This is a genomic window from Sporosarcina sp. SAFN-015 (genome assembly GCF_051966875.1).
GTDB lineage: Bacteria > Bacillota > Bacilli > Bacillales_A > Planococcaceae > Sporosarcina.
Map to the genome: position 1 here is coordinate 1 of NZ_JBQCKP010000001.1, position 13,548 is coordinate 13,548.

The window sequence follows — 13,548 nt, forward strand, 5'->3', positions numbered from 1 at the left end:
TTTGAATTTATTTACAGCAAGTCGACTGGTAAAAAATGAAAGTAATAACTTTTTACGGTATCCGTGCAACGCTAATGAGCGGTGCCTGTGCATGGTGCAATTATGATAATTCAATATACAGCATAAATACACATCAAAACGTCAGCCATCAGCTTCAATGGCTGACTTTCCATTTCCACACTATTCAATTGTAGTGAATAAACTGAATTGTTTCGGTACCTGTGTAAGAAACAATTATGTTAATTCGCTGCAAAGTATAAAAATACAAAAGGAAGCCAATGACGTATTATTATCATCGGCTTCCTCTATTTTTAACATGCAATTGTAGTGCATAGTCTGAATTGTTCGCTGCACAGGCACTCTATTAAAGTGGGCACCCTATTAAGAAGCGTTTACTTCCGCTCCTACTTTTGCTGTATTCCTTTTAGATAAAAATACAGTGGCGGCAAGGAGAAGAGCGACGACTAGCGCGAGTGTATACACACTTCCCGTCAATCCCGCCACGACAAAGCCGACGAGAGCGACTGATGCATTCAACGCTGCATATGGGAATTGGGTTTTGACGTGATCGAGATGATCCGCACCCGCTCCTGTTGATGAAAGGATCGTCGTATCTGAAATCGGCGAACAATGGTCTCCGAAAATCCCTCCAGACAATACCGCTCCAATGCATACAAGCATATGAGCATCTAGTGAAACGGCCATCGGAATCGCAATCGGCAGCATGATGGCGAACGTTCCCCAAGATGTACCGGAAGCGAGGGACATGACCGCACCGACGACAAATAGTATGGCAGGAATGATGAACGCCGGCACATTCCCTTTCGTCACTTCTACGATGAAAGCTGCAGTTCCCATTTCTCCGATCACTTTCCCAAGCGACCATGCGAGGACAAGCGTCACAGCCACGTATACCATCTTTTGCATACCAGTTGTATAAATATCAAAGATCTCATTGAATTTCTTTACTTTATAAACGATCATCAGGATGACAATCGTAATGGCCGCAAACAAATACGCCGTGCTAAGCGCTACACGGAAATCGCCGCCTGGAACTGGTGTGACAGGAAACCCTTTGGAGATGAGCAAACCGAACAACGTAACGAATAAAACGAGAAGCGGAAGCCAAATGAGAATCGTACGGCTGCCTTTCGTATATTCCTTCATTTCCTCCGCCTTTCGGAGCGGTTTTGACTCAGGCCAATAAAGTTGACCCGTTTGACGCACGCGATTTTCAGCTTTTGCCATCGGTCCAAAATCAAATTTCGTAAATGCAATCAACGGCACGAGCAACACTGTTAGAATTGCATAAAACTGAAATGGAATGACTTGAATTAGCGTACTAAATTCGGAGTCGGCAATCCCTACCTTATCGAACTCCGCACGAATCAGTCCCATAATATAAACGCCCCACCCGATGAACGGGACAAGAACAGCTACTGGTGAAGCAGTGGAGTCAATAATCCAAGCGAGCTTCTCCCGAGATATTTTCACTTTATCAAAAATCTTTTCAAAAACGGGACCAACAATAAGCGGCGTTCCAAGGTCAGAGAAGAAAATGACGATGCCCCCAAACCAAGCTGACACTTGGGCACTTGCCCTAGTTTTTATGTACTTGACTGAAGCAGCCGCAAGCGCCGCTCCACCACCTGACTTTTCCATAAGCGCGACAAAGCCGCCGATGAAAAATAATAGAACGAGCACAGCCGCATTATAACTATCAGTCAGCTGCGGGAATAAATAATCTCCAATCACTCCTGTCGTAGCAGTTAGCGGATTACCGCCGACAAGAATAATTACACCAACGAAAACACCTGAAAATAAAGATATAATAACGTTTTTCGTAACAATCGCTAAAATTACCGCAATCAGCGGGGGAATTAAAGATAAGAGACCCATATGTTCCATAAACTCAATTCCTTTCAATATATATTTATATTATTGCATAATAATACATAAGTATTCGTTAATATGCAATAGAAGATTATGAAAATACATTTTTATCGGTGCCTGTGCAAGGTGCGATTATGACTACTTAATTATTTGTATTTAAATGCAAATAAAACCGACCAAAGGTCAATTTGATCGGCTTTCTAGTTTTAAAATATGCAATTGTAGTTAATAAACTGAATTATGTGCTGCACAGTCACCCCAAAAAATTATTCCTTCCTCTCCTTTATCCTTACTATAGCTTTCTTACCATCACCTTCCTCCTCAATCAGGTCACCTGTCATTTTCTCACCATTCTCGCCATATGCCTCAATCGCTGTTGCGAATAATGTATTATACAAATCGGTTTCTACCGTTATTTCGTATTCTTCAAGATTTTTAATCCGCGTATTGCTTTCCGGATTTTCAAAAATAATACTAAACGATCCATCCGGATTTACTGTCGTATGACCGATAAAACCTGAGGTAATATAACCTGGCAGAATGGCGCGTCCACGTAAACTTGTTCCCTCAAGCAAATTACTAGTCCCATCAACATAAATATAGCTCTCATCCTTCACGACTTTTGTCGGCTCGATCCGAATCCACGTAGAACCGTAATCATCAGGCTTGTTCCAAGTCGGCGGTGTAATCTCAACCTCTACCGCCCCTTCTTCACGAGGCAGCACCACGATTGCAGATGCCTTCTTGTACACAATTTCCTTCATTTTATAATCATACTGGCGAATAAAAGGCCCTTCGAGATTCTCGCCGGATTCCCCGTAATGCTCTCTAATCTCGTCATTCTGCTGCGCTGGTTCAAATTTCAGCTCCAACGTAATCATCCCATCCACCTTATCCGGCAGCTTAGTTTCATACGTAAAACTCCCGTCATGCTCAACAATGGCAGTATTGTTGCCACCGAACAGCGTTCCTTCCACCCAATCCATGTCAATGAATAGTATTGACCCTTCAAGCAAATTCGTCTGTCCAACAACTTTCACTTCCGATCCTTCAATAGAAGCGGTTCCGGCAAACTCAATTTCCATTTCCCCAAGATGTTCAGCTGGTTTAACAATTTCAACTTCACTCTCTTCAGGAACTTCTTCCTCACCATCCGCCTCTTCCCCTTCAACTTTCTCAGGAGTATCAGCTGCTTCCGTTACACTATCATCCTCATTCTTCGTACAACCGACCAACAACATAATTATGAATAAAGCCGAAAACACCATTAATATTCGCTGTCTCATCCTTTAAATCGCTCCTTTCCACTATCAATAACCACTTCCTTCTACTACGAAGACAGTGCTATAGAGTTTCAGCTTCTAGTACAATTAAGGACAAAACGAATCTTTCGGCATGAATGCTTGGGACTATCGATAGATACGAAATTTGTTATTTCAAAAAATAAAAGAAGCCAGCCATTTCCCCAAATGACTGGCTTCCACTCCTGCAAGATGCAGTTGTAATGAATAACTAAAATTGGATGATACACATGCTTCGGATTATTTTATTCCACTCCTGAGGTTTCTAATTGTAGCTCTGCAGAAGGGGTTGGTCGTTTCTCTTGTTCTTTTACTATCATTGTTTCTTCTTTCTCGGTTCCATATAATTCAATTGTTTCCTCGTCATATTCGGCATCCGTCATGTAATCACGACCGAACCCAGTAAATGCTGACATGAGCATAACAAAAACCATCGCTATACAATAAAATACAAAAGGAGCAACTCCTACTGGGGTAAAATTAGGGTGTGCCGACATATCTACCATTCCACCGACAAAGGCGAATGGAATTAATACAGCAACGGAATATGGTAAAAATCCTATAATTGACGTTGAACATGCATCCAATAGATTTCCACGTCTCCAAGGAGTTATTTTAAATTTGTGCCCTAACCTTCTCACAAAATCACCGAGCATCACCATTGTTGGTGTCCCTGCTGTCGTTAAAGCATTGACGAATAACGCTACAATTACAATGGTGAGCTCTGCTCTTCTTGGAGTCGTTGCTACTTTACTCGCTTTCTCCATAAGCCAATCAAGGAAATGCCCTCTGTTCAGCGTCCCAATCATACCCATTAAAAAAATAGTGAATACGGCAACACCAACCATCCCCATAACCCCGTCGATTATGATTCCACCCGCGGTGAACTCCTCTCGGTTAATCATAAGTATGCTCCCAACATTTATCAAACCGAGCGACAAAGCTAGCAGAATCCCAATTACATTAGCATATAGCAGAGCTTCTACAAGATCTTTCCCTCTCCACATTAAAAATAGGAGAAGTAATGGAACAGCAATCATGACGAGACCTAACGGGTTAAGTTCATCAGGAGGTGTTACCGTTCCTCCAGACTCAGCCGTTATCGCAAAATATACATAGGCTATTAATGTTAACATCCCAGCAACAGCAGCATATTTCAATCGACTCTTTACTACTTTATCAATTGTAGTTCCTTGAGAATAGGCGGACACAATAGTAGTATCAGAAATCGGAGCAAGATTGTCTCCGACAAATGAACCACCAATAATTGCACCTATAATCAATACTGGATCAGCGCCTAGCAAGTAGCCAACAGGAAACAGAATCGGGCTGACCGCTACAAGTGTTCCTACAGCTGTTCCAGTAGACATGGAAATTAATGAAGTTATCAGAAATACAATTAGCGGAAACCATGCAACAGATACCCCCATCTCAAGAAACACCCAAACTAGTCCCTGGACCAGTTCAGCTTCAGACAGTAACTTCGCCATGATACCTGCCATAAACCAAGCAAGTAACATGATTGCCAACATTTTTGATGTAATGCCCTCAATCAGTGCTTCTACATATACTTTTTTATTTTTCGCAAGAAGAAGACCAACAAAGATACCTAGTAAAATCATCGGCCAAAATGCTTCAGGTAAAGCTGCTCCACTAATACCCAACCATAAAATCCCTATAAACATCACTGCAAAAGGAATAAGTAATACCGGCACCCCACCGTAAAACTTCAACGATTCCTTTTGTTCGAGCGTACTATGTTGATTCCCCATTCCACTTCCCCCTTTGTTAGTCGGATATAACTGTTGCTAAAGCTTGAATAGCTTGTTTGACATCCTCCTCCGTATTGTAATAATGAGGAGCGATTCTGAGTACATCCCCCCGCGCAGACACAATGATCCCCTCGCCTGCTAATATCCTTTCAATGTTGGAAGCGTTTTCTACAAATACTGCAGTTGTTGAACCCTTTTCGTCTACTGGAAATAAACTTCGATTCACTAACCCCATCTTCGCAATCTCGGCTGCAGCTACTTGCGATAAGTGAGCTAAATGCTTTTCAACTAAACTTATATCCAATTTGTCCAACAAGGCCAAAGCAGCACTTGCCGCATAGCCGTTGATCATCGGAAAAGTACCAGAATCAAAACGCCTCGCGGCAGATGCATAGTCCTTTCCACGAATGTCAAAAGCAAAGGGATTCATTTGACCAAACCAACCTGTGATCTTTGGCGTCAAAGTTTCCGCAACTTCTTCATTAACGTAGAGAAAAGCAATTCCCGGAACTCCAAAAGCATATTTTTGCATGCCTGTTGCAAGGAAATCGACATTCATTCTTTTAACATCAATTGGTGTTTGTCCGAAGGATTGATAGGCATCAACAAAAACATATCCCCCTTTTTCGTGTACCCTTTGTGAAATTTCCTGAAGGTTTTGCTTATATCCGTTATAATAATTGACATGAGATGTTGAAAAAAGCAATAAGTCATCTGTTAAATATGGCTCATAGTCTTCAATACTGTTTGTAGCATTCTTATTCTGTTCCACATATTCAATTGCAAATGGAGATTCAGCCGACTGCCACACATGACCGATCGTAGGAAAGTCAAAGTCTGTAATAACAATCTTATTTCGGCCACCTATTGGCTTTAAACTAGTGGAAACTGCGGCGGCGGCATGTGAAACACTTGATACGATAGCCACTTCGGCAGGTTTCGCGTTGATCTGCTTTGCAAAAAGGGCACGAGCTTCTTCACATTTTTCCATCCACCTGTTCCAGTTCATCCCATCGTGCTCCCATGATTGAACGTAATCTACAATCGATGATTTCACGGACTGGTGAAGCGCACTTTGCGAGCAACTGGAAAGTTGGATCTTTTCTTTTAAAATCGTAAATTCACTTCTAAATTGTTGAGGAGTTATCATCGTAATCATTATTTTCTTCAATCCTTTCGTATGTGAATAAATCTAATCTGTGTGTAAAGGATGTGAGTATTTTGTTCAAAGAGCTCTCTCCATGGTGCCAACTCCCAAACAACGACTGGACATCCATCATTCATCAAGGCACGACCAAAATGATCGAGTCCGGAGAAGTTATATATACATTGAATGAAAAAGCAGCGTTCATTTATCTAATCAAAGGAGGCCGAGTGCGTCTGTTTCACACTTCTCATGAAGGAAAGGAAAAAGCACTAATCATCATGTGTGATGGCACCTTCATAGGCGATTCAACCCTAAACGACTATCACTTTGAAAGTGCAATTACAGCATCTCCTACAGTTGTTGTAGAGTTTGAACGAAAACAATTCTTATTGCTGCTTCGGAATAACCCAATACTTATGGCGCAATACGCAAATACACTTGACAGGAAAGCTCAAACCATTGCATTATCCAATTTATTAGTAGCGTGTTATGATTCTGAAACACGAGTCCGTTACGCTCTCTTCCATCTTGCAAATCAATTCGGCATTCCTTTGGACAGTGACTACAAAAGGATCTATATGCAATTTACACAGCAAGAGCTCGCAGATCTAATAGGGACAAGCAGAGTCACTGTCGCAAATTTGGTTAATGACTTAATCCAGCAGGGCTATATAATAAAAGATGGCAGGTACTATATCATCCCCTCGGTAAACAATATTCTTCCTAATGAATAAACCTTTCATAAACCGAGTATAAAAGATAATCTGCTAAAATGATGTAAACTATTTTACATTTTCCGAATGTTTTAATATCAACTGCTATACTCGTCCAGGATGTTTCCAAAGTAAGCAACTCCATTGAAAATAAGAAGACGCTACAAATGGGATTGCCAAAAGCCCCGTGCTCTTGTTCGCACGGGGCTTTTTTATCGCGACTAGTAGCTAAACTAGATGTTCTTGATCCTCCATTATTTCTTTTGAAAATTCCTGAAGACGAATACAGAGATTATCATTCATCCCGACTGTATCCTTTTTCACTTCTTCGGAAATATGAACAAAATTTACTTCGAATTTATCTAAAACTTTATATAACTCATCATGTTTAACTGATAATAAGTCCAATAGCTTTTCTTCAACCGATTTCTCCTTAATTTCCACTGCTAACCTTTCCAGCATTTCTTTCTTAGTTAGAAGTTCTATCTCATTATTCTTCAACCGCTTTTTTTCAGCATTATAACTATCAACAAGTTTTTCTGTTTGGGCTTGATTTAGTTCATAATCCACCTTCAACTGTCTTATCTTGTGCTGTAATTCTTTTTCTACTTTTAATGCATGATCCGTAAGTATTCGAGGATTCGTTATGTTAATTTTTGATTGTGCTGTTACCTTTTTATTACCTAGAATAATGACTGTACCATTAAACATTAATGCATCGAATGATTGTGCATTCGTTGTTTCTGCAATCTCATTAAATACTTTTTGAACATCCTCTCCTAAATCCTTTGATATCATATTTTCTACATTCCTAACAATTAGGTGAGACTTTACTGACATTCCTTCCCCTCCCCTTATATCTTATTCAGGTATAAGGTTGTCTAATGTTTGCTTATATAAAGTAAAATATGTTTCGGTACCTGTGCACCAAACGTTTATGACAATTCATGCCAAAGCTAAAAACATACCAAAAAGCCAGTCATCTCCCGAAATGACTGGCTTCCCCTTTCAACAATATACAATTGTATCGAATAAACTGAATTGTGCGCTACGTGAGCATCCGAACAATTCAAAAAACAAACTGCAACAAATAAATCACCAATGGTCCAAGCATCACAATAAACATCGCCGGGAATTTTCCCAATGAATCTTTACGAATACTAATGAATAAGCTAGTTAAAAAGGAGGCTTGATGGTCATTTCTAAAACCGTTCTTCTACCATTTCAAATCAAACGTGCTGATACTATTTGGACCAGATTCAAAAGCCGTTTAGGTTACAAAGGTCCACTAGTTGATAAAGGTATTCTACTTACACCATGCAATTCTTTGCGTATGTTCTTTATAAGTCATCCAATTGACATCATATTTCTTAATAAAACAAACCGTGTTATTAAAACAATGTCTTATCGTAAACCGTGGCGGGCCGTATCCCCTGTAAAAAACGCATACGCAACACTAGTCCTCCCTCTCGGCACAGTTAAAACACAGAAAATCCGCGTTGATGACACAATCCAGTTTAATTCCACAACTAACAAATCCTAATTGTGTCGGTGCCTGTGCAAGAAGCATTTATGACAATTCAACTTTAAGCATATAAACACACCAAAAAGTCGGCCATTAACATTCATGGCCGACTTTTCATTTCAACTAAAATACAATTGTAGTGAATAAACAGAATTGTGTGCTACACAGGCACCTCAGAGAGCTAAACGCGCCTCTACCTCTGCCTTCGTCGGCATTCCCGTCTGGGCACCTAACTTCTCAACAGATAAAGAAGATGCCGCATTGGCAAACCTTACCGCATCGTATAACGCATATTGATGGCTGATTGCATATGCAAACGCGCCATTAAACGTATCTCCCGCGCCTGTCGTGTCTATTGCATTTGTCCGAATAGCTTCAATATGAATATGCTTCTCCCCGTCAAAATAGCGAACGCCGTCCTTGCCTAGCGTTACGATCAATTGATTCGGATACATCTCCAGCGCTTCATCCATCTGGACGCCAAAAAGCTGCTCACATTCATACTGATTTGGCGTTATGTATTGGATGCCAGAAATCATGTCTCGGTCGAAGAATTCCGCTGGCGCCGGATCCATAACGACTGGAATATTCAACTCATCGCAAATTTTCAATACCGCTTTAACTGTTTCCGGCAGAATTTCCAGTTGCATGACGACGACATTGCTCATTTTGATCATGTCCCGCAAGCCTTCAATCATTGACGGTCTTAATTCGTAATTCGCGCCGGGCACTACGATAATCCGGTTATCATTTTCCGATAAAATAATGTTAGCGATTCCTGTAGATTTTTCCGAGGAGTACGATACATTTGCAGTGTCCACTCCTTGTTCTTGTAAATTCCTGGTCAATTCCGTTCCGAACACGTCATTCCCGACACACGCGACCATATGGACATTTCCGCCTAGCCGTGCAGCCGCAACCGCTTGATTTGCGCCTTTGCCGCCCGGAAACGTATAGAAATCCTTCCCTAAGATCGTCTCCCCATTTTCCGGCACCCTATTTGTGTCGACCACTAAATCCATGTTCATACTGCCAATGACCGTTATCATTTTTATCACTTCTTTCCGGATTCATTAATACCCTAACTGGTCATGCACTTTTTTGAACGTCGCAATAAATTCGCGTCTGAATTCCTCAACATCGACATCCAAGACTACGTGCACATGTCCTTCTTCATTATAATTCGTGAGCGTACATCCTGATGCTTCACCTTCCGTGACGACATTAACAGTTGCCCTTCTAAGTCCGAATAATTCCGGTCTCGTCAAATAAATTATCGTACACAGATCGTGAATTGACATCTCTGTTTCGGTGGAGGAAGGGCTGTCATAGTAACTGAGCATTTGGCTAACCATCTCTCCCACTTTGCCGTAGCCTTTGATTTCCTTTACATCATCGGTTGAAATCCGAGTCTGCAACGTCACATCCAATCCGCACATGACGATTTTGACATTCTCATCAAAAACAATCTTAGCCGCATGCGGATCCACAAACATATTAAATTCAGCTACCGGCGTCCTGTTGCCACCTTTAACCGCTCCGCCCATAAGGACAATCTCTTTAATATTCGTTTTTACTTCGGGGTACATTTTCAAAAGCAATGCGATATTCGTAAGAGGTCCAATCGGCACAAGCGTAATCGGCTCGTTTGAATGAAGAATGGCATCCCTTAATTCCTCAACCGCATGTTTATTAGAAAGCAGTGTACTATTCTCTTCCGTTTCAAATTGATAGCCGCCAACTCCACCTTCTCCATGAACTTTGGCAGCGGAAACTAATTTATTCAGCAACGGTTGATCCGCGCCTTTTGCTACCGGTATATCTTTCCCTAAGAAATTCACCAAGTTTACTGCATTAGTCGTTGTATTTTCAATGCCAACATTGCCACCGACTGTTGTAATCAATTTCACATCAAGTTCTTCTGCAAACAATGCTGCCGTAATGGCAATGACGTCATCGATTCCCGGATCTGTATCGATAATAATCGGTGTTTTCATAAAATCATTCCTCATTTCTCTAATTATACGCCCCACCTATTATAAAAGAACGTTTTAGAAACATCACGGTTCTATATTATTTATTTGTTACTAATGCATCCTTCCTAGGTAGTTGATTGTGTTGAGAAGTTGGATCGTTGTATTGCGAATAGTATAATGAATAAATAGATAAGATAAACCCATGAAGGAAGTGCCCATACAATGAATTTAGAAACAGTCATGCAAGAACTCGAGGCGCTCGGTAAAGAACGGACGAAAAAAGTGTATATGTCCAATGGCGCGCACGAACCGCTTTTCGGCGTTGCGACAGGCGCAATGAAACCGATCGCTAAGAAGATCGGAATCGACCAAGCTTTAGCGGAGGAGCTGTATGCGACAGGAAACTACGACGCGATGTACTTTGCCGGCATCATCGCAGATCCGAACGGAATGACAGTGGCGGATTATGACCGCTGGATCGATTCAGCCTATTTTTATATGCTGTCCGATTATGTCGTGGCTGTTACGTTAGCGGAAGCGGATATCGCACAGGAGGTTGCCGATAAATGGATCGCTAGCGGCGATGAGTTACGGATGTCAGCGGGCTGGAGCTGCTATTGCTGGCTTCTAGGGAATCGGCCTGACGTCGAATTTTCCAAGGACAAGCTTGCCAATATGATTGATACTGTGAAAAACACAATCCTTGACGCTCCGGAACGAACAAAATCCGCCATGAACAATTTCATCTTCACCGTCGGCTTCTCCTATTTGCCGCTTCATGAAGTGGCAGTCGAAACTGCCAAAGCAGTCGGCCCGGTCGAAATGAAACGGGACAATAAAAAAGCCACCATCCTAAACGCATACGAAAACATCCAAAAGGAAATCGACAGAGGCAAAATCGGCTTCAAACGCAAATATGTAAGATGCTAATTAAATTGGTGTCTTTGCAAGGCACATTTATGACAATTCACTTAATGACATGAATACGCAATGGAAAGCCAGTCAGATTCAATCCTGACCAGCTTTCTTTTTCGCTTTCATACAATTGCATTAAATAAACTGAATTGCTTGCCGAACGGGCACCGTTTATTCCGTCATAAAACAGACGAAACCTCTTCGCATAAGCCAACATCATATGAAGTGACAGCTCTTTTTATCCTTCATTTGCCGGTCGGAAATTCCCATTTCGGTGATAACTTCTCAAATTCAATAGATAACTCATCTAATTCAATAGATAACTCCCCAAATTCAATAGATAACTACGCATATTCAATAGATAATCATTTACACAATTATTCGTAAGGTGATATTATTAATCGAACAAGTCTAAATATTCGAAAGTAAAATTACAGGAGGAAACCATGGGGAGATTAATTCATTTCGAAATTCATGTGGATGACATGGAGCGGGCTACAAAGTTTTACGGGGAAGTATTCGGATGGTCATTCCAAGACTGGACTGATTACGCGGGAATGCCTTACTTCGGAGCAGTGACGGGCGATGATAGCGAAATGGGAATTAACGGTGCATTAATGCAACGGCAAGGTGCGCGGCCAGAACCAGGACAAGCAATGAACGGATTTGCTTGTACAATGGGTGTGGAGAATTACGATGACACACACGACAAGATCATGGCGAACGGCGGCACAGTCGCATTGCCTAAACACGCCCTTCCCGGCATGGCGTGGCAAGGCTATTATCTCGACACGGAAGGCAATGTTTTCGGCATCCATCAACCCGATGAGAATGCGAAATAGAATATAGCAGCAAGAGCTGTCCCAGTTTCCAGGACAGCTCTTTTTTAAAACCTTTTCTCTTTCAATCGCGTCCACCCGTCCCCATGCCACAATCCCGCAGAAATCTCTTAAAACACGCATAAAAGCGAACTTCTAATTTTTCACAAGCATCCTCAACCCTAAAAATAACGCCCACGCATCATCTTTCTCATCAAAAAAGAATCGTAAAGGCTTTTCAATCGGCATCATAACGAAAGTTCTTTCATCACTCGCTCGAAGTTTGTAAGTCTTCCCTGATACTGTCGCCATAATCGTTCCATCTTCAAGCGTGATTTCCACTTCCGCTCCCTCTCCAGATCGATACGTTCCGACTATGCGCTGGAGCTGTTCTGGTTTCATATCAAATTGCGGTTCTGTGCTCCTCTTTTCGTCAATTGGCAGACCAAGAACGGTATTGATTGCTGCAAGCCAAATGGCATTTGCACTTACGTCACTCATATTCGTTAAAACGGCTGCAACAATTCCTCGTTCTGGAACAAAGCCAAAATTTGACGATACACCCGGTTGTCCCCCACCATGCTCGACCAATGTAACACCAGCATAGTTAGGCGTCGTTTGAAGACCATACCCGTAATAGCTATTTCCGCCAATATAATGGACGGCTTCAGTCATTTTTTCAATTGATGCACGACCGATAATTTCCTCTTCACGTGTATCGAGAAATACATTGCCATACTTCAGCAAATCCGATACGGACGACCGAATGCCGCCGCCAACAGCATAGTTCCCTAATGATGGCCATTCACAAATTGTTGGTGTACCGTTTTCTAGCACATAAGGTTTCGTCACATTATCAAAGCTATGTAATTCATGCAGATGATAAGTCGTTCGGCTCATCCCCAGTGGCGCTATTATCAATTTATGTATGTAATCCTTATAGTTTTCCCCGGTCACTTGTTCAATAATAGCGCCCAATAATAGAAACAAATCATTGTTATAACAAATATAGTCCCCAGGCTTCCCCAAGATCGTTCGCTCGGTTTCATTTATGTAGCGAAGATGTTCTTCAAATCCGCTCAATTCTTCCTTTCTCTCCATTGTAGCGATTCCGCTCGTATGGGATAGAAGATGACGGATCTTGATTTCGTCGATATTGTCATACCCGATTAATCGGAAACGAGGAAGATACTTCGTAACTGGATCGTCAATTTGCAACTTCCCTTCCTCTGCTAGCTTCATGATCGCAAGCGCGATAAATGATTTCGTGACGGAGGCGATACCAAAAATAGTGTCAGGAGTGACGGCCTCATTCGCTTCCAAATCCTTCGTTCCAAAACCTTTTTGGTATATCGTTTTCCCGTTCTCGGAAATCGCTACTGCAACTCCAGGTATGTGCTCAGCTTTCATCATTTCTTCGATGAACACTTCAAATTTTCCCCATCGACTCAATTGCATCGTCCCCCTTCGTGAAATAATTCCCACTCT

12 protein-coding genes are annotated in these 13,548 nt (G+C 41.7%); 4 read left to right on the plus strand and 8 right to left on the minus strand.

The window, feature by feature from the left end:
- Positions 1-381: 381 nt before the first annotated feature.
- From ACTHPA_RS00005 to ACTHPA_RS00020, 4 genes are all read right to left on the minus strand, one after another.
- Entirely contained in the window at positions 382-1,908 is a 1,527-nt protein-coding gene (locus tag ACTHPA_RS00005; RefSeq protein ID WP_440498002.1) for a Na+/H+ antiporter NhaC family protein, read from the minus strand.
- 251 nt (positions 1,909-2,159) lie between these two features.
- Entirely contained in the window at positions 2,160-3,179 is a 1,020-nt protein-coding gene (locus ACTHPA_RS00010; protein ID WP_440498003.1) for a hypothetical protein, read from the minus strand.
- A 260-nt stretch (positions 3,180-3,439) separates the two neighbouring features.
- On the minus strand, positions 3,440-4,966 hold the full coding sequence (locus tag ACTHPA_RS00015; protein ID WP_440498004.1) for a Na+/H+ antiporter NhaC family protein: 1,527 nt from the start codon (positions 4,964-4,966) through the stop codon (positions 3,440-3,442).
- A gap of 16 nt (positions 4,967-4,982) precedes the next feature.
- Entirely contained in the window at positions 4,983-6,125 is a 1,143-nt protein-coding gene (locus ACTHPA_RS00020) for an aminotransferase class V-fold PLP-dependent enzyme (RefSeq protein WP_440498005.1), read from the minus strand.
- A gap of 62 nt (positions 6,126-6,187) precedes the next feature.
- Here ACTHPA_RS00020 and ACTHPA_RS00025 point away from each other — a divergent pair, with 62 nt between their 5' ends.
- The gene (locus ACTHPA_RS00025) at positions 6,188-6,847 is read left to right on the plus strand and encodes a Crp/Fnr family transcriptional regulator (protein ID WP_440498006.1); all 660 of its coding nucleotides are present in this window, start codon (positions 6,188-6,190) and stop codon (positions 6,845-6,847) included.
- A gap of 207 nt (positions 6,848-7,054) precedes the next feature.
- Here ACTHPA_RS00025 and ACTHPA_RS00030 read toward each other — a convergent pair whose 3' ends face one another.
- Complete coding sequence (locus ACTHPA_RS00030; protein WP_440498007.1) at positions 7,055-7,666, minus strand: hypothetical protein; 612 nt, start codon at positions 7,664-7,666, stop codon at positions 7,055-7,057.
- Positions 7,667-8,018: 352 nt separating this feature from the next.
- On the opposite strand from ACTHPA_RS00030, the gene ACTHPA_RS00035 reads away from it, so the two are divergent.
- On the plus strand, positions 8,019-8,369 hold the full coding sequence (locus ACTHPA_RS00035) for a DUF192 domain-containing protein (RefSeq protein ID WP_440498008.1): 351 nt from the start codon (positions 8,019-8,021) through the stop codon (positions 8,367-8,369).
- A 155-nt stretch (positions 8,370-8,524) separates the two neighbouring features.
- On the opposite strand, the gene rbsK is transcribed toward ACTHPA_RS00035, so the two are convergent.
- Together rbsK and rihC are read right to left on the minus strand one after the other, a co-directional pair.
- Complete coding sequence (rbsK, locus tag ACTHPA_RS00040) at positions 8,525-9,400, minus strand: ribokinase (protein ID WP_440498009.1); 876 nt, start codon at positions 9,398-9,400, stop codon at positions 8,525-8,527.
- A 24-nt stretch (positions 9,401-9,424) separates the two neighbouring features.
- Positions 9,425-10,348 carry a ribonucleoside hydrolase RihC gene (gene rihC, locus ACTHPA_RS00045; RefSeq protein WP_440498010.1) on the minus strand — a complete coding sequence of 308 codons (924 nt, stop codon included), beginning with the start codon at positions 10,346-10,348 and terminating at the stop codon, positions 9,425-9,427.
- A gap of 201 nt (positions 10,349-10,549) precedes the next feature.
- On the opposite strand from rihC, the gene ACTHPA_RS00050 reads away from it, so the two are divergent.
- Positions 10,550-11,257 carry a DNA alkylation repair protein gene (locus tag ACTHPA_RS00050; protein WP_440498011.1) on the plus strand — a complete coding sequence of 236 codons (708 nt, stop codon included), beginning with the start codon at positions 10,550-10,552 and terminating at the stop codon, positions 11,255-11,257.
- Between the two features lie 431 nt (positions 11,258-11,688).
- Positions 11,689-12,084, plus strand: coding sequence for a VOC family protein (locus ACTHPA_RS00055; RefSeq protein ID WP_440498012.1), 396 nt, complete (start codon positions 11,689-11,691; stop codon positions 12,082-12,084).
- Positions 12,085-12,216: 132 nt separating this feature from the next.
- On the opposite strand, the gene ACTHPA_RS00060 is transcribed toward ACTHPA_RS00055, so the two are convergent.
- On the minus strand, positions 12,217-13,512 hold the full coding sequence (locus ACTHPA_RS00060) for a serine hydrolase domain-containing protein (RefSeq protein WP_440498013.1): 1,296 nt from the start codon (positions 13,510-13,512) through the stop codon (positions 12,217-12,219).
- Between the last annotated feature and the right edge of the window lie 36 nt (positions 13,513-13,548).

Bases quoted from the DNA above. Each gene is read 5' to 3' on its own strand.
- ACTHPA_RS00005 (WP_440498002.1), bottom strand. From the start codon at position 1,908: ATGGAACATATGGGTCTCTTATCTTTAATTCCCCCGCTGATTGCGGTA.
- ACTHPA_RS00010 (WP_440498003.1), bottom strand. From the start codon at position 3,179: ATGAGACAGCGAATATTAATGGTGTTTTCGGCTTTATTCATAATTATG.
- ACTHPA_RS00015 (WP_440498004.1), bottom strand. From the start codon at position 4,966: ATGGGGAATCAACATAGTACGCTCGAACAAAAGGAATCGTTGAAGTTT.
- ACTHPA_RS00020 (WP_440498005.1), bottom strand. From the start codon at position 6,125: ATGATTACGATGATAACTCCTCAACAATTTAGAAGTGAATTTACGATT.
- ACTHPA_RS00030 (WP_440498007.1), bottom strand. From the start codon at position 7,666: ATGTCAGTAAAGTCTCACCTAATTGTTAGGAATGTAGAAAATATGATA.
- ACTHPA_RS00035 (WP_440498008.1), top strand. From the start codon at position 8,019: ATGGTCATTTCTAAAACCGTTCTTCTACCATTTCAAATCAAACGTGCT.
- rbsK (WP_440498009.1), bottom strand. From the start codon at position 9,400: ATGATAACGGTCATTGGCAGTATGAACATGGATTTAGTGGTCGACACA.
- rihC (WP_440498010.1), bottom strand. From the start codon at position 10,348: ATGAAAACACCGATTATTATCGATACAGATCCGGGAATCGATGACGTC.
- ACTHPA_RS00050 (WP_440498011.1), top strand. From the start codon at position 10,550: ATGAATTTAGAAACAGTCATGCAAGAACTCGAGGCGCTCGGTAAAGAA.
- ACTHPA_RS00055 (WP_440498012.1), top strand. From the start codon at position 11,689: ATGGGGAGATTAATTCATTTCGAAATTCATGTGGATGACATGGAGCGG.